This is a genomic window from Roseiconus lacunae, from assembly GCF_008312935.1.
Classification (GTDB): Bacteria; Planctomycetota; Planctomycetia; order Pirellulales; family Pirellulaceae; genus Stieleria; species Stieleria lacunae.
This window is the reverse complement of the sequence record NZ_VSZO01000043.1, coordinates 36,806-53,426: the sequence shown is the minus strand read 5'-3', so window position 1 is coordinate 53,426 and position 16,621 is coordinate 36,806. Positions and strand designations below refer to the sequence as shown.

12 protein-coding genes are annotated in these 16,621 nt (G+C 56.4%); 8 read left to right on the top strand and 4 right to left on the bottom strand.

Going from position 1 to position 16,621, the window contains the following annotated elements:
• Positions 1–444: 444 nt before the first annotated feature.
• The 3 genes from FYC48_RS22590 to FYC48_RS22580 all read left to right on the top strand — a co-directional run bounded on the left by FYC48_RS22590 (position 445) and on the right by FYC48_RS22580 (position 3,664).
• A complete protein-coding gene (locus tag FYC48_RS22590; RefSeq protein ID WP_149499059.1) occupies positions 445–1,332 on the top strand; it encodes a serine/threonine-protein kinase in 888 nt (295 codons plus the stop codon).
• Between the two features lie 94 nt (positions 1,333–1,426).
• On the top strand, positions 1,427–2,926 hold the full coding sequence (locus tag FYC48_RS22585; RefSeq protein WP_235034375.1) for a sulfatase-like hydrolase/transferase: 1,500 nt from the start codon (positions 1,427–1,429) through the stop codon (positions 2,924–2,926).
• Positions 2,927–3,187: 261 nt separating this feature from the next.
• Positions 3,188–3,664: a 6-pyruvoyl trahydropterin synthase family protein gene (locus FYC48_RS22580; protein WP_149499058.1), complete on the top strand. Its 477-nt coding sequence runs from the start codon at positions 3,188–3,190 to the stop codon at positions 3,662–3,664.
• A 62-nt stretch (positions 3,665–3,726) separates the two neighbouring features.
• Here FYC48_RS22580 and truB read toward each other — a convergent pair whose 3' ends face one another.
• The gene (gene truB / locus FYC48_RS22575) at positions 3,727–4,659 is read right to left on the bottom strand and encodes a tRNA pseudouridine(55) synthase TruB (protein WP_149499057.1); all 933 of its coding nucleotides are present in this window, start codon (positions 4,657–4,659) and stop codon (positions 3,727–3,729) included.
• Positions 4,660–4,717: 58 nt separating this feature from the next.
• On the opposite strand from truB, the gene FYC48_RS22570 reads away from it, so the two are divergent.
• Positions 4,718–5,245, top strand: coding sequence for an NUDIX hydrolase (locus tag FYC48_RS22570; protein WP_149499056.1), 528 nt, complete (start codon positions 4,718–4,720; stop codon positions 5,243–5,245).
• Between the two features lie 79 nt (positions 5,246–5,324).
• On the opposite strand, the gene FYC48_RS22565 is transcribed toward FYC48_RS22570, so the two are convergent.
• The 3 genes from FYC48_RS22565 to FYC48_RS27960 all read right to left on the bottom strand — a co-directional run bounded on the left by FYC48_RS22565 (position 5,325) and on the right by FYC48_RS27960 (position 9,257).
• Positions 5,325–7,970 carry an ATP-dependent Clp protease ATP-binding subunit gene (locus FYC48_RS22565; RefSeq protein WP_149499055.1) on the bottom strand — a complete coding sequence of 882 codons (2,646 nt, stop codon included), beginning with the start codon at positions 7,968–7,970 and terminating at the stop codon, positions 5,325–5,327.
• A 454-nt stretch (positions 7,971–8,424) separates the two neighbouring features.
• Positions 8,425–9,111, bottom strand: coding sequence for a tetratricopeptide repeat protein (locus FYC48_RS22560; protein ID WP_149499054.1), 687 nt, complete (start codon positions 9,109–9,111; stop codon positions 8,425–8,427).
• Positions 9,111–9,257: a hypothetical protein gene (locus tag FYC48_RS27960; RefSeq protein WP_160149716.1), complete on the bottom strand. Its 147-nt coding sequence runs from the start codon at positions 9,255–9,257 to the stop codon at positions 9,111–9,113. Before FYC48_RS27960 ends, FYC48_RS22560 begins: the two co-directional genes overlap by 1 nt.
• Before the next feature lie 220 nt (positions 9,258–9,477).
• On the opposite strand from FYC48_RS27960, the gene FYC48_RS22555 reads away from it, so the two are divergent.
• The 4 genes from FYC48_RS22555 (at position 9,478) to FYC48_RS22540 (ending at position 16,621) form a co-directional block, all read left to right on the top strand.
• On the top strand, positions 9,478–10,842 hold the full coding sequence (locus FYC48_RS22555; protein ID WP_230776016.1) for a metallophosphoesterase family protein: 1,365 nt from the start codon (positions 9,478–9,480) through the stop codon (positions 10,840–10,842).
• Positions 10,839–14,744 carry an AAA family ATPase gene (locus FYC48_RS28900; RefSeq protein ID WP_149499053.1) on the top strand — a complete coding sequence of 1,302 codons (3,906 nt, stop codon included), beginning with the start codon at positions 10,839–10,841 and terminating at the stop codon, positions 14,742–14,744. The genes FYC48_RS22555 and FYC48_RS28900 overlap by 4 nt, the downstream gene beginning before the upstream one ends.
• 261 nt (positions 14,745–15,005) lie before the next feature.
• Positions 15,006–15,539: a pilus assembly FimT family protein gene (locus FYC48_RS22545; protein ID WP_149499052.1), complete on the top strand. Its 534-nt coding sequence runs from the start codon at positions 15,006–15,008 to the stop codon at positions 15,537–15,539.
• On the top strand, positions 15,539–16,621 hold the full coding sequence (locus FYC48_RS22540; protein WP_149499051.1) for a hypothetical protein: 1,083 nt from the start codon (positions 15,539–15,541) through the stop codon (positions 16,619–16,621). The genes FYC48_RS22545 and FYC48_RS22540 overlap by 1 nt, the downstream gene beginning before the upstream one ends.

The following is a 16,621-nucleotide window of genomic DNA, read 5'->3' as shown; positions in this document are numbered from 1 at the left end:
ACGTCGATCGACGGCGAGCGATTGAGGGCCAAATCCGACGACCGACACGCGTGATCGATCATTGTTGACTCCCAGATGACGGGACCGAACAGTTTAACCATTCTGCAGCGCGGTAACGAATTCTCCTCCACGCTTTTAGAAAGCACCGCATAGCAGTAGAGGTTTGGGTTGCGGCAGAATGGTTCGCTTTGCAGCAATGAATCGGCGATCGACCCATTACGGACGGCAAACGAACTGCCGGCCGATTGACCGCCGGTGCAACAAAATTTGCCCGAAAGTCCGTTCTCCGCCGATCAAAAGCTGTACCGCTGACTCCATTTGTGTCGATCAAGCGGATTACGAGGTGGACGCATTCTTCCCCGCTGAAAATGCGCGCCTGCCGCCGGGGGCTCTCGAGTCGAGTCTACAGCCGGCTCGTTCATTGCGCCTTTGACCGGAAAGCCCGTGACGACGTTCAGAATTTTTGCCAATCAAAAGTCAGCGACGCCGAATCTTCGCGTCGGCTCACGATTGGGCAAATACCGCTTGACCAAACGCCTCGGCGAAGGTGGCTTTGCGACGGTGTTCGCCGCTACCGATACGATCGAAGGTCGGCAGGTAGCGATCAAAATCCCCGATTGCCGTTACATCAGTAATTCGCAATCGATGGACGATTTGCAGCGTGAGGTGCGAATCATGGCTCGCCTCGAACATCCCGGAATCCTGCAGCTCAAAGACGCTCAGTTCATCGACGAAAACTTTATCATGGTGTTCCCGATTGGCGACGAATCTCTCGCCGATCGATTGTGTCGTCGCATGTCGCGCGCGGTTTGTATCGAATACCTGATTCAAATGGTCGAAGCAGTCGCGTTTGCTCACGAACATCGCGTTCTGCACCGTGACATCAAACCGGAAAATTTCATTTTGTTCCCCGACCAAGTCATTCGCTTGACGGATTTTGGTCTGGCCCGCTTAGAAACGGTCGGCCACGAAGTCTCCGCGTCGGGAACACTCGGATACATGGCCCCCGAACAAGCGATGGGGCATCCGAGCTATCGCAGCGATGTTTTCTCACTAGGCTTGGTGCTATACCGGTTGTTGTCAGGGGAACTTCCCGAATATCCCTTTGAAGCGCCGTTGCCAGGATACAACCGGTTGCGGCGCGGTCTTTCGGCCGACTTGGTCGCGTTGATTCGAAAGTCAATTGACCCGGCACCGCGCAAGCGTTTCCGAGATGCGGTTGCAATGAAAAACGCGCTCGTAAAAATCCGTTACCCACTTTCCGATCGCAGCATTGTTCAGCGGACTCCCGAAAAACGGTTGAGCCGCCGCACCAACCGCCAGGCCGCTTAGGATCGATTAGAATGGCACGCTGAAATTCGTGGCATCGGCTTTGAAATGCCCGATCGCTGTCAGTGTCCATTCCAAATCTAGGCGGTATCTCTTCATGGCGTTTGATCAAGCCACGTCGTGTGGTCGGCAATTAGTTGCGAGCACCGTACTCTCTTCGGCAATGCTCCCGACAGCACGCTCGACTCGGTTGCCGCTGTCGCGTTTGTTCACGATTCTCGTGATGGTCTTTGCGGCATCGGTGCATCCCAAAGTCGCCGCCGGTGATCGCCCCAACGTCGTAATGCTTCTTGCCGATGACTTGGGATACCAAGACATCGGCTGCTACAACGGCCCGGTCAGGACGCCTCACATTGATCAACTTGCCGCCACTGGCGTACGCTTCGAAACGTTCTATTCGGGATGCGCGGTCTGCTCGCCTTCACGGGCCGTCCTGATGACCGGGCGACATCACATCCGTGCCGGAGTATATAGCTGGATTCAAGACGAATCTCAAAAGTCACACTTGTTACTTCGCGAACAAACACTGGCAGAGATTTTTAAAGACGCCGGCTATCGCACCGCACATGTTGGCAAATGGCACCTCGGGCTTCCGACCGAAAAACACGACAAGCCGACGCCTGACCAACACGGCTTTGACCACTGGTTCGCGACTTGGAATAACGCAAGCCCCAGCCATCACAACCCAGACAACTTTATTCGTAACGGTGAACCGGTCGGAAAACTCGAAGGCTACTCATGCCAGTTGGTCGTCGACGAAGCGATCGACTGGTTAACAACACTACACAGCGACGATGAATCGGCCCCCTTCTTTTTGAATGCATGGTTCCACGAACCGCACGCCCCGATCGCTGCCCCGAAAGACATCACTGAAACGTACGGTAAGCCAGGCGACAAGGCCGCCGTTTACTCGGGAACGGTCGATAACACCGACCGCGCGATCGGACGACTAATCGATCACTTGCGCAGAATGGGTGTCGAAGATAACACCCTGATTATTTATGCGTCTGACAACGGCAGCTATCGTGATGACCGAACCGGTGGCTTGCGTGGTCGCAAAGGCGTCAACTGGGAAGGCGGCATCCGAGTGCCAGGTATCTTTCGCTGGCCGGGAAAGATTCAAGCGGGAACCACGTCACGGGTTCCCGCTGGAATCGTCGACATCCTGCCAACAGTTTGTGGTTTGCTAGGCTTGAAGCGTGATCAATCGATTCATCTCGATGGTATCGACCTGACGCCGCTGCTGCTCGGGCAAACCGAGACGCTCGATCGCCCGCAGCCACTGTTTTGGCACTTGCAGCGTTCTCGTCCAATCATCGCCATCCGAGACGGTGCCTACTCACTGGTCGCCGAACGCGACTACGAAATGTCCAACCACAACTTGTTCCAGGAAGCTTGGATCCCCAAAATCCGCACCGGCGGGTACAAGAACTTCCAATTGTTCGATCTGGCCGAAGACCCTGCTCAAACGACTGATCTGGCTAACGAACGTCCCGAAGTTGTCGCCCGACTTAAGGCAAAGATGCTGAACATCAACGCCAGCATCATGCGAGACGCGGTCGACTGGACGACAGTCGAACTACCACTGGGGCAGTAAGAATCCTGGACATCCAACGTTGCCACTTCACGCACCGAAGACGCAACAGGCCCGACGCTAGCGAGTTCAGCCGACCGATCGAATCTGAATTTTTATCGCGAGAGTCGAATTGGAAACTTGCCCCCGGCCCGGTGGTGGGACCCTCCTGCCATCGATTTCGCCTTTCCCGACGCTTGTCGCCAGTCAATAATACCGGACCGGCGAGATCGTCCGGAGACTTCCTTATTTCGTTAAGCCGATTGATCGAAACGAGCTTTTGTTATGGCATTGACCATCATGCGCCGCATCAAATTTTGTGCGGGTCACCGATTGCTGCATCATGGCGGCAAGTGCGAAAACTTTCACGGGCACAATTATGTTGCCGACTTTTTTGTGCAAGGTGAAACACAGGACGATGTCGGTCGGGTGATTGATTTTTCTGATCTGAAACGTCGCGTCAAAGGTTGGATCGACGAAAACTGGGACCATGGATTTCTGATCCACCAAGACGACGAGAATGCCCGACAAGCGCTCGGAATGGTCACCCCTTCGCGTGTGTTCGTGTTACCGTACAACCCCACGGCGGAAAACATGGCCAAGTACTTGCTGGAAGAAATGAGCCCCGTCGCCCTCGATGGGTCCGGTGCCCGCGCCGTCCGTGTCCGCATCTGGGAAACCGACGAATCATTTGCCGAAGCCAGTCTCGATCCGGTTAGCGGTAACACCGAAATGTACAGCGAAATGGCGATGGGCGAGTGATCGCCGTCGCAAGAGAATCGAAAGTCGCGCTTTCCCGCCTTCGTCTGTTCGTGTGATCAGAATCATGCTCGCGCCGGCGACGATGTCTTGAAAACTTTTTTTGGAACCCAACGCTGACGCACTGGATCCTGTTTCCCTAGATCTTGTCCGATTGGAACAATGATCGCCTGCAGGATTCCGTCGTGACGAATCGCGGCCGCATGCGACGGTGCCGGATCGGTTGGTAACTGTCCCTGGCGATCTTCAAGCGACAGGCCATTGACCAACCGCTGGGCTTGTTCGTCATCGACGACCAACTTGGGTAAATGCGCGACACCGTCCGTCGCGGGCTGCAATAAAGTCTCGATGGGTTGATCTCGCAGGGTATCGATGTGATGCGATAGCCGGAGATCAAAGTCACCGACACGGGTTCGTTGCAATCCCGTCATCACGGCGGTCGTCCCCACGGCTTTGGCCAAATCAATGCCGAGCGTTCGGATATAGGTTCCTGTCGAGCAAGTGATGGCGAGTTCTAACTCCGGGTACTCATACCGATCGACCGCCAACGATTCGATCACGATCGTCCGTTTAGGCATCTCAACCTGCTGCCCCTTTCGAGCCATCTCGTAAGCTCGCCTGCCTGCGACTTTGATCGCCGAGTACGCCGGCGGCGTCTGTTCGATCACGCCAGTCAGACTTCGGCAAGCAGTTGCGATCTGCTCCAACGTAGGAACCGGATGGTCGTCAAAGAATTTTGGCTCTACCTCGATGTCGCCGGTCGGTGATTCGGCGGCGAGCCGAAACGTACCGCGATAGTCTTTTGTTGTTTCATGAACGTATGGCACCAGCCGCGACGCCGGGCCGACGGCGACCACCAACACACCGTCGGCGAGTGGATCGAGTGTTCCACAGTGTCCGACCTTGATTTTCCGGCCGCGCAGGCGGCCCTGGACGACGTTGACGAGATCTCGCGATGAAAACCCGGCGGGCTTGTTGCAATTGAGGAATCCGAACATGCTGTAAGGTCGTGTGAATCAATCATCCCAATCAATCAAAACGCCATCCGGAAGCCCGATGAACCAGCCGAATGACCCCGAAGAGACGACTCTGTTAAAAGGTGCGCGTTTCAATGTCGAACGCCTGACGTTACATGGCGATGACGGCAAGTTGTACCAACGTGAAGTCGTGCGTCACCCCGGGGCCGTCGTTTTACTGCCGATTCTCGACGACGGTAGCGTTGTGATGATCGACAACACTCGTCCGACCGTTGGCGAAACGCTGCTGGAACTGCCTGCCGGAACCCGTGAGGTCGGCGAAGCAGGACACGTGACCGCCGACCGTGAATTGATCGAAGAAACGGGCTACTCCGCCGGGAAGCTGGAGCTGATGCTGGAATTTTACTCGGCTCCGGGGATCAGCGACGAACTGATGCTGCTTTTCCGGGCGAGTGACCTGACCGCCGGCGAGGCCCAACGCGAAGCGACCGAATCGATTGTCAATCGGATCGTCGCCAAAGAAGACATCCCCGCGTTGATCCGCGACGGCAAAATTCGCGACGCAAAGACGCTGGTCGGCTTGTACGCGTATCTAAACGGTGAATGACCAATCGCCAACGCAAAAAGGGCCGGCACATCGCCGACCCTTTCGCAATTGCAATTCTTAAAATTGCTAGCTCGGATGACTAGTTGTCCGAGTCACCTTCGGGCTTGTCGCCTTCGCTGACACCGGCGCTAACCGGTTCTTCGCTCGACTCGGCCACGCCTCGGCTTTCACCTTGGAACTCAAGACGAACCGCTTTGACGCGTTTGCCATCAGGATCAATCATCTTGCCTTCGTCGGTAATCGTGACGTCTTCATGCTTGACGGCATCTCCGTCGGCATTTTCCAAGATTCCCTTGACGACGATCGTATCTTTGCCTTCGAAGGTACCACGCAGCAACTCTTCACTGAGCGGATCTTCGACGCGTTGTTCGATCGCGCGACGCAGCGGACGAGCACCGTAATCGAGGTTCGTTCCCTGACGCATAAGGAACTCTTTGGCCGCGTCTTCAAGTTCGAGCGAGAGACCTCGTTCGAGCAAGCGTTCGCGAACCTTCGAAAGTTCGAAATCAATCACCAACTTCAAGTCGTTTCGGGTGAGGTGACGGAAGATGATCGTGTCGTCCAACCGGTTCAAGAACTCGGGGCGGAAGACTCGCTCGATTTGTTCCATCACACGTTTCTTCATCGATTCATAGCTGGCATCACTGTCAGCTTTTTGGAATCCGAAACCACCTTCGTTCTTGATCGCTTCGGCACCCGCGTTGGTCGTCATGATCAAGATCGTGTTCCGGAAGTCGACGTTGCGACCGAATGAGTCAGTCAACCGGCCTTCTTCCATCACTTGCAACAACATGTTGAACACGTCGGGGTGAGCCTTTTCGATTTCGTCGAAGAGGACCACCGCGTAAGGACGACGACGGATTTTTTCGGTCAACTGCCCACCTTCCTCGTACCCGACGAATCCGGGAGGTGCACCGATCAGTCGGCTCACGTTGTGCTTTTCCATATACTCGCTCATGTCAATATGAACGAGGGCGTCACTGTCGCCGAACATGTACTCGGCGAGTGCCTTGGCAAGCAGTGTTTTACCGACACCGGTCGGCCCGGCGAAGATGAACGAACCGGTCGGGCGACGCGGATCTTTCAATCCGCTACGACTTCGGCGAACCGCTTTGGCGACGGCCGAAACAGCCAAGTCTTGGCTAACGACTCGCTTGTGCAGCTCTTCTTCCATCTTCATCAGACGCAAACTGTCTTCGGTCGACAGACGTGTCAGCGGAATGCCGGTCATTTTACTGACCACTTCGGCGATCACTTCTTCGTCGACGACGCCGTCGGTCTGCTGACTTTTCTCACGCCAATCCTGAGTGATTTGGTCCTTCTTCTTACGAAGTTTTTCGGCCTGATCACGCAGGTTCGCCGCTTTCTCGAAGTCTTGGTTGGCGACCGCGTCTTCTTTTTCCTTGTTCAGCTTTTCGACTTCTTCGTCGATCTCTTTCAAGTCTGGTGGACGAGTCATCGTACGGAGCCGGACGCGAGCACCGGCCTCATCGATCACGTCGATCGCCTTATCGGGCAAGCATCGGGCGGTGATGTATCGCTCGCTCATCTCGACCGCGGATACAACGGCATCATCGGTGATTTGAACCCGGTGGTGCTCCTCGTAGCGTTCGCGCAACCCTTTCAGGATCTCGATCGTTTCGTCTTTGGCAGTGGGCTCGACGATGATTTCTTGGAAACGTCGCGCCAGGGCATTGTCCTTTTCGATGTACTTGCGGTACTCGTCCAAGGTCGTCGCACCGATGCACTGAATCTCGCCACGAGCGAGTGCGGGCTTGAGGACGTTCGCCGCGTCGATCGCACCTTCGGCGCCACCGGCACCGACCAAGGTGTGCAATTCGTCGATGAACAAAATCGTGTTCTTGACGCGACGCACTTCGGTCATCACGGCTTTGATTCGTTCCTCGAACTGCCCGCGGTACTTGGTTCCGGCGACCATCATCGCCAAGTCGAGCACGACGATGCGTTTGTCGGCCAAGATCTCTGGTACTTCACCTTCGATCACTTTCTGGGCGAACCCTTCGACGATCGCGGTCTTACCGACCCCAGCCTCACCTAGAAGCACGGGGTTGTTCTTCGTTCGGCGGCATAGAATCTGAATCGCTCGTTCGATCTCGCGAGCTCGGCCGATGACGGGATCCAGTTCCCCCTTGCGGGCCAACTCGGTCAAGTCACGTCCGAAGCTATCCAACGCAGGCGTTTTACTTTTACCGCTCTTGCTTGACGTGCTGCTGCTGCCCTCTTCGCTGGCACGGCCACCACGTTCGCCAACCTCGGCGCCTTCCAATCCATGGCCGAGAAGATTGAGGACTTCTTCGCGGACGTCTTCAAGTTTCAGCCCCAGGTTCATTAGAACTTGAGCCGCAACGCCTTCTTGTTCACGTAGCAGCCCAAGCAGAATGTGCTCGGTGCCGACGTAACTGTGATTTAGATTCCGAGCTTCCTCCATGGAATACTCGATCACTTTCTTGGCCCGAGGCGTTTGCGGTAACTTGCCCACCGTCACCATCTCGGGTCCGCTCTGGACCAACTTTTCGACTTCCAGCCGGATCTTGCGAAGATCGACATCCAGATTCTTTAGAACGTTGGCCGCAACGCCACTGCCCTCTTTCACCAGCCCCAGCAAAATGTGCTCGGTCCCGATGTACTCGTGGTTGAATCGCTGCGCCTCCTGGTTGGCCAATTGCATGACCTTGCGGGCGCGATCGGTAAATCGTTCGTACATATGTTTGTCTCGTTACCCTAAGTGTGCCCAACGTCGTGACTGCCGAAACAGCACATCGGAGGGGCAATTGATCCAGTCGTTCGATCAAAGAAGATCAGTTCAGTCGATCGAAGTCTCAGTGAAACCAAGCTTCCAGCAAGAGCTGTCAGGTTGGCGAATCTTTCGACGAAAATCCTCGACAATCCCTTCTGAGCAAACCGTACGCCATTGGAAGCGAATTTCGCTGCCGGGGAACACCCGTTAGTGCGGTGACCACGATTGTTCGCCCGACAAACGCTCAGCTACTCTGGATTCTATCGGTTTTGCATTTTCTCGGGGATAGGAGTCCGACCCAAAGATGTTCGGCCGATGAAGAATTTCGCCCGTAAAACACGGGCGAAAAAAATCGGCACAAAAAATCTACTCCCCCGACCATCCCGTTGGCGAAAAGCCTCGGCCGGAAAACCCTCGGGCATCATGCTGCTGTCATTTCGGCAGCATCGCCGGTGGACGTGTCTGTTTGTCGTGAACGCGTTTCCTTCGCGTCCAGCTCGGAACCGTCGTCCACTTGAGACACGTTGCCTTCGGAAAAGTTCTCCTCGGGCAATTCTCGCTCGTCAATGTTTTGTTCGGATTGCTCTTCGGCCAACCGTTCCGCTCGCCCACGCTCGGCTTCCAATTCGATATGCCAGTGATCGCCGACTTCCAGACGGCTGATCTCGGCAAGCAACGCCAGTGAATGTTGCGGTCGACCTAATTCACGATAGACGCTCGACAACAGCAGCAACGCCGGCGGGTCACGCGGCTCAACTCGCAGCGCCTCTAATAACAATGTCTCCGCTTGTTCCCAATCTCGCCTGAGGTAAGCCGTTTGGGCCTCGGGAAACGTGTCGGGGGTCTCGGCAACGTCACGCGGAGCGATCAGCACCGGCAGCTCCCGGAGACTTTTGATCGACCAGTACCCCCACACGACGAACCCGACCCAAAATCCCGACCGCACCAAAATCGGATCTAGCCAAGTCGGAAAGAGAAATCGAAGCACCAGATATGAGTTCAGCCCGACACCAAACGCAATGGCGGCTGGCAATGCCGACAGACGTCCTCGCCACCAAAGCTCACTCAGCCCCGGCCACAAGCAACTCAAATAGTGCTGAACTCCCATCACCATCCCATCACGATCGTGCCATCACGACCACGCATCGGCGCGGCCTTAGCGAACGCTATCAGTACGCCGGTTCCACCGTCCAACGCAAGATCAGCCCACTGGCATCCGCTGCTTCCGTTCGGCGAAGACTTCCGATCAGTCATCGAGATGACGACGATTTTATGTTGCTAGCAAACTGAAATGAGATCAGTCCGTCGTGATTGCTAATCTTTCTCCCCCATCAATTGGCAAAGCGGCGGAAAACTGGCTTGGTACTTTTTTGCAACTTTCGTTAAACTCGCAGAACCGCGCGGCCGAAGGGCCGGCGGAGAACCGAAGCGATGGCCAAGGATGTGGGACTAAGATGGGCCTGCGGGCAGTCGCTTGAATCGATGCCAAGACGCCAGTGAAGTGTTTGTCACTTCGATCGACAACCGACCGATCGAACCGACACCGCGACATGGCGAGCAACAACGGAGGGAACCGATGCCGGGCGAATCTTTTCGATTCATCCATGCCAGCGATTTTCATTTGGAAAAGCCGCTCGGGGATTTGGATGAACTGCCCCCGCCGTTGAAAGAACAGATGGCGCTGGCACCGCACCAAGCGATGGATGCGGTTTTCGAGGCGGCTCTGTCGAAGAATATCGACTTCGTCCTGCTGACCGGTGACCTGCTTAATCCGAACGCGGCCGGACCTTACGGGATCAACCGTCTGCTCAGCCAGTTCGAAAAACTCAATCAAGCCAAAACCGCGGTCTATTGGGCGGCCGGGACGGCAGACGACCCACAGAACTGGCCCGATGCGTGTGCGTTCCCTCCGAACGTCACCCTATTCCCTCGTGATCGCGCGACGGCGATCAGCGTGGTCCGAGGTGGGCGGCCGATCTGCCAAGTCGTCGGTCGCAGTAGTGACGGACGTGCTTCCTTGCATGTTCCGGGGTTTCAAACCGAATCGGGTTTTCAAAGCGAAAGCAGCGGTGAATTCACGATCGGCGTGGGACACGGCGATGCGACCACCGAAACACTGGCTGAATCGCGTTTCGATTTTTGGTGCCTAGGCGGTCGACACAACCGTCTAGAACTCGAAGACAACGACGGAGTCGTCGCGGTCTTCGCGGGGACACCTCAGGGTCGCGATCTTAAAGAAGCCGGCCCGCACGGCTATTCAATCATCGATGTGGACGCCGACCACAACGTCCGGGTCAGTGAAATTCAGTGCGACGTGTTCCGTTATGAAAACGTCAAACTGGACTCCGCCGATGTTGCCAGCGTCGGCACCATCCAAAATCTGATCGGCGAGCGTATCGTTCGGCTTCAACACGACGCCGGCGGACGGCACCTGATCATCGGCTGGGACATCGGCATCGATAGCACCGACTTGATGGGCCGCGTCGGCGATAGCGAATCGCTACTCGATTGGATTCAGCGTGAATATGGTCACGGCGCGCCGGCGGCATGGTCGACACGACTGCGCATCCGTCCGCCACAAAAGTATCCCAAAAGCTGGTACGACGAAGACACGATCCTGGGCGACTACTTGAGGATCGTCGGGGATCATCGCAAGGGTGACGCCAAAGCGATCAACCTTTTGCCAATGACCGAAGAACATCCCGGCCTGCCAACATCGACCACCACGATGCTCGCCGAGATCCCCGCACCAAACAAACAAGAAACCCTCGATCAAGCGACGCTGCTCGGTGTCGAATTGCTTCGAGGCGGCAAGCCAGATTGGGTAAAACAATCATGAAAGTCAAAGACCTGCATATCGACGGGTTCGGCGTCTGGACCGGACTGAGTGTCGATTCGCTGCAAGACGGAATGACGTTGTTTTACGGCCCCAACGAGGCCGGCAAGACGACCGTCATGCAGTTCTTGCGTTCGATGCTTTATGGCTTCACGCCAGATCGCCGCGAAAAGTACCTGCCACCGATCCATGGCGGAACACCCGGTGGGGCGATTCGCGTCACCGGCCCCGGAGGCGGCTACCACATTCGGCGCCACGCCAAACTGACTGACGAAGGTGCCGCCGGCCAACTTTCCGTTGCCGGCCAGGACGGACTCGTCCAAGGTCAGCACCGGCTCACGATGCTGCTCGGCCAAATCGATGAAGCCATCTTCACCAATGTGTTCGCGATCGGCATGCGCGAACTACAAGAACTCAATACCCTCGACGACACCGCCGCGGCGGACGAGTTGTACAAGCTGTCCAGTGGCCTCGATCGCGTCTCGTTGGTCGATGTGATCCGCTCGCTTCGCGAAGGACGCAAACAATTGATCGGCGGCAACGGCGAAAAAAATCGTGCCGATGCCGACAAATTGGAATCGCTGCTGCACAAACGCGAACAGCTCCGCGACGAAGTCACCAAACTGACCGGCAACAGCCGACGCTACAGCGAACTGGCCAGCCTGCGCCAAACCCAACAGCAAGAGATCAAAGACTTGCAGTCACGTTTGGGGACGATGGAACGGGAAACCAAACATGTCGAGACCGCGGTCAGCGTTCTCGACAAATGGACCGAGCGTGGCCAGCTTGCCGGGCAGATCCGTGAAATCGAAGCGGAGACGCTGCTCCCCGACGAAGCCCCCGGACAACTGGTCCAGATCGATGCGATGATCGAAGACCGAAAAACAAAGCTCGAGGAAGTCAAAGGCAAACGGCGAGCGCTGCGCGACAAGGCAGCCCAACTGCCCGTCAGTCCGCGGATGCTGGAGCTGCAAGGCCGAATCGAAGCCGCCGCCGAACAGGCGACTTGGGTCGAAGCCCTCGAACAACAAATCGAAAAAGTCGACGCCCAGATCGGGACCGCGCGCCAGCAACTGTTCGCCGACGCCGAACGTCTGGGACTCAGCGAAGACGACCGCGAGGCGCTCGCTCAGGGCGACTCGTCACAGATGCCCGACCTCTCGCGCGAAACCCTCGGTGCGCTTGCCGGTCCGGCCAAACGAGTTAAAGAGCATTTGTTTGTACTCAAGCAATCGCGTAGCGAAGGTGCCGAGTACAAGAAACGTTCCGAACACCTCGCCGACGAAATGGGCGAAGTCCTCAACCGGACCCGTTCGAACGATTTACAGCAAGCGATCCGTGAAGAAAACACCCACCTCGCAACCCTGCGACGAGCCAAACAGCTCAGCGAACATATCGAGAAACTGAAGCGGCACTACCGGTCATTGGAAAACGAATCGGTGGATTTATCGACCGCCGAAGTATTACCGATCGACCGACTTCTATTGATGGGCCTGCCATTTGTCGTCGGCGGAAGCTGCCTGGTCGTTGCATTTTCGCACCTGCTGGGCGTGACTTGGTTCTTGACCGGGGAACCGACTCCGACCGCCGGCATGTTATGGCTGTTCTTCGGCCTGATGTCGCTGGCGGTGTACTTTTTGAGCAAACAAAACGGCCAGCGGGCAACCGCGATGGATCGCGAAGAGTGTGATCGTCAGATCGAAACGCTTCGCCGACAAATCCGTGAACTCGAAGCCGAAGAAGACGAAGTCAGCAGCGAGCTTCCCGGCAGCAATCACCCGATCGAATTCCGTGTCCGTCAAGCTGAATCGCTGATCGCGGAACTGGAAAACATGGTGCCAACCTATCACGCCCATGCCGCCGCGCAGCAATCTTACGAAGCCTCACGGGCGAAGGCGGTCAAGGCGGCAGAGCAACTCAAACAAGCTCGCCGCGAATGGTCGGCAACCCTACGAAAGCTTGGACTCGCCGAATCGATGTCACCCCGCAGTGTTCGCAAACTGAGCGAAGGCTATGAAACCTTGCAAGGCAGCTTGCGGCGGCTTGAGGAACTGCAAAAGGAACGCGACGAACGTCAAGCGGAACGATCCGGCTTGGCGAAACGTATCGAACAGCTTTACTTGGAATCGCTGGAAATCAGCGACGAAGACCAACGTGCCGAGGCCGAGAAAGATGAGTTCGAAGACGAGCATACAAGCGCACATAGAAACGCTCACACAAGTGCCAAGTCTGCGAACGAACGCCCGGGCAAACATGTCCATCAAGGCAGCGGTCGTGGTGCGTCGATCCGTAGTACGCCCACACGGACCGGACCACTTGATCAACTTAATCACCTGCAAGAAGAACTTTCGCGACAACAACACTGGATCAAGCGTCGTCGCGAGTTGAAAGAACAAGACGGTCAACTAAAGCGACAACACGCTTCCTACGCGCGATCGATCCAACGTGGCGAACAACAACGTCGCGCCTTGTGGGCAAAGTGTGGCGTTGCGACCGCCGAACAGTTCTATGAGATGGTTGACTGCAAGGCCAGTTTAGTAGAACTGCGTGAGCAACATCAAACGCTCGACCAGCAGATCCGATCGATGATCGGGACATCACTTCAATACGACGACATCGCTCGCGAGATCGAAGGCGCCAGTGCGAGTGATTTGGAAACACGCTGGGATGCGCTCTCAGCCCGCATCACCGAAACACAACAACGAATCGCGACGCTGCAAACGCAAGTCGGCGAATCAGCGGCCGACATGAAGCATCTCGCCGACGACAGTCGACTGACGATCGTGCAACTCGAACTCGGCTGCGTCCAGCGAAAGATCGAAAGTATCGCGCGCCGCTGGCAAACGCTGGCGACCGCCAGCTGTTTGGTCGAAGAGGTCTGCGGAAAATTCGAACGCGAGCGACAACCGGAAACCCTTCGCGAAGCGTCTTCTTTCTTGGCTCAGCTGACCGGCGGAAAGTACACTCGTATCTGGACGCCGTTGGGAACGAATCAACTGAAGATCGACACGCAGGACAACAAGTCGCTGCCACTAGAAGTGCTCAGTCGCGGGACGCGTGAAGCTGTCTTCATCGCGTTGCGATTGTCACTCGCCGCAGCCTACGCCCGTCGTGGTGTCATGCTCCCGCTGATTCTGGACGACGTTCTGGTCAACTTCGATGGCGACCGAGCCCTCCACGCGGCCGAAACGCTGCAGACGTTTGCCGATCTGGGGCATCAAGTGATGATGTTCACCTGCCACGAACACATCGTCGACATTTTTCAGTCGATCGGTGTCGAAGTGCGGCAACTGCCTGCCCAGGGTGCGCCCGGTCGCGCCACCATCTTGGAGCCCGAAGAAGCCATCGAAGACGAAGTCGAACAGTACGCTGAACTGGAAGACGAAGCCGAGGAAGTTTACGAAGAAGAGCCAGAAGAAGAACTGGTCGAAGAAGAGGAAGTGGTCGCAGAAGCACCAGAGCCAGAGCCGGAGCCAATCCCCGAGCCCGAACCGGTCATGATCGAACCTCCCGCGCCGAAGCCGGAACCAAAACCCGAACCAGAACCGATTGCCAAGGCCGAACCGAAGCCCCAACCTCCGCCGAAACCACAACCGAAAGCGCAACCGAAACCAACTCGCCTGAAGCCAATCGTGATCGAACGCCGCGTCACTCCGGTCGAAGACGACTGGGACGACGAAGAGGAAGTGCTCGAGCAGCAGCGCCCCTCAATCGGCTGGGCTTGGTTCCAACGCGAACCCGCCGACGGCCAAATTAGCTCTGACGAACAAGCCGCCGCCAGAGTCAACGAGAGCTATCGATCCGAGCGTGAAGCTCGGGAGTACGGCGAAGGCGAAGAGAACATTCCGGACGAGGTCTGGGATCGCAACGACGCTTGGTGGGACGGCAGCCGCGTCGCCAGCTAGTGCACACCCGTTTGGCGTAACAATTCTCTCCAACATGTCTCCGATCCAGTCGTAGCGATTAATACGGTCGCACGGCATTCGGTTGTCACCAACCGAGCAGTTATCGTCAGAAATCGGTCGGGTGCTCGGCAGACAGCGAAAACGCTTGACGTAGATTTAGGGAATACCGCCATCGTGGACGACGACGGGGCATCACCGCGATGCCCACCTCGCAATCCCCGTTGGCCTCCTTCATCTTTTCTGCCATGCCCAATCGCCCCTATGCCTCGCTGTCATCGTGGAGTCACGGTTTTTGAATTGACGGTGGTGATCTTGATCGTCGGACTGCTCGCGGCGATTGGGACACCCCACTTCGCAAGCTCCGTTCGGCAGCGTGACCTCCGAAACACGGCCTTCGAAGTCGCGTCGCTGGTCCGTTACATTCGTGACGCCGCGGTCAACGAAGGGAGAACGATTCGCTTTTCGGTGGATGACCACGAAGACGTCTTCTTTAGCGCCGACGTCGAACACCCCCAGACACCGGGGACGCCGCTTCGCTACTGCGTCAAGCAACATCCGAAATCGACGTTTGACATTCAAGCGTCGTTTGACACACACCTTTCTGTCGCGTTCGACTACGAAGGCATGCCCTGGGCGAACGGCCAACGGTTGGCAACGGGATTGATCCGTATCACGACTGAAGCGAGCGGCTACGACATTCGATTTGATTCCGCCGACAGTCAAGTTTTTGTTCACCCCACCCCGGATCACGTCTTCGACAGTCTTGCTGGCTCGAGTGACGGTGAACTTCACTAATGCAAAAGACGCATCGATTGCGAGCCAACGGATTTCGATCCGGTTACACGCTGCTTGAATTAGTCAGCGCGATCGCCGCCGCGACGCTGCTGTTACTGATCCTTGCGACCAGCATTGCGGTTTCAACTCACACGGTGGAACTAACCGGCCACGACATCGCCGAACAACGAACGCGAGATTTTGCCACCCGTTTGCAGAATGACTTGCGATTCGCAACGCGCTTTCAATTCATCGATGCGACACGCTTTGAAGTCGATCGGCTTGACGCTCGTGGCGAAACGGAATCGGTGGTTTATCAGTCGGATGCCGATGGCCTAAAACGCATCGTCGACGGGCGGTCTCAATTGATCGCAAACCGAGTTCTATCCACGGCTGCTACGTTTGACCACTACGACGCAGGCGAGCAATCACGTAAATCGAGACTACGTCCACGAATTCGCGACTATCGCACCGCCAGCACTGACGGATCTGGGGCTAGCATGCTTACGATCGATGTCCCCGAGGGAGCCCGGGACGGCGATTTACTACTGCTGGTGTGCTGCTTCAAGAACACCTTTGACGTCATGCCGTTTTCTAATCAATGGACCCGCAGTCATTACACCACCGGCGCATCCTTAGGAATCTGTGCTGACTATCGACTTAAACAGTCGACCACGCCTTCGACGCTGACCGTCGGTTACTTGCCCTACGGTGACGTCGCCGCAATCATGCTGGCCATCGAAAACACAGATGCGCCATGGCCATTTGGTTGGTCAAGCTCGGCCCGAGGCAGTTCGAGTGAACTCGATGCCGGGACGCATCCGTCAGCGATCGAAAACAGCAGTTCGATCGATGCGGAGACGTTGAACTTGAATCTATTTGCGGCATCAGGAACGCCGTTTTACGACCTGACTTGCCAATTGCCAGGGTTCACCCCACTAAACGTTTTGCTTGGATCACCCGGCAGCTACGGGGCGTGCACCCTGGCGACGACCTTTCGTTCCGGTCCGCTACCTCCGATGCACTTCACCCCGCATGTTCGACATGACCAGCCTACCGATTGGTTAACGCTCGCAATCGAAATCAATGGGGGTGTCCAGTGA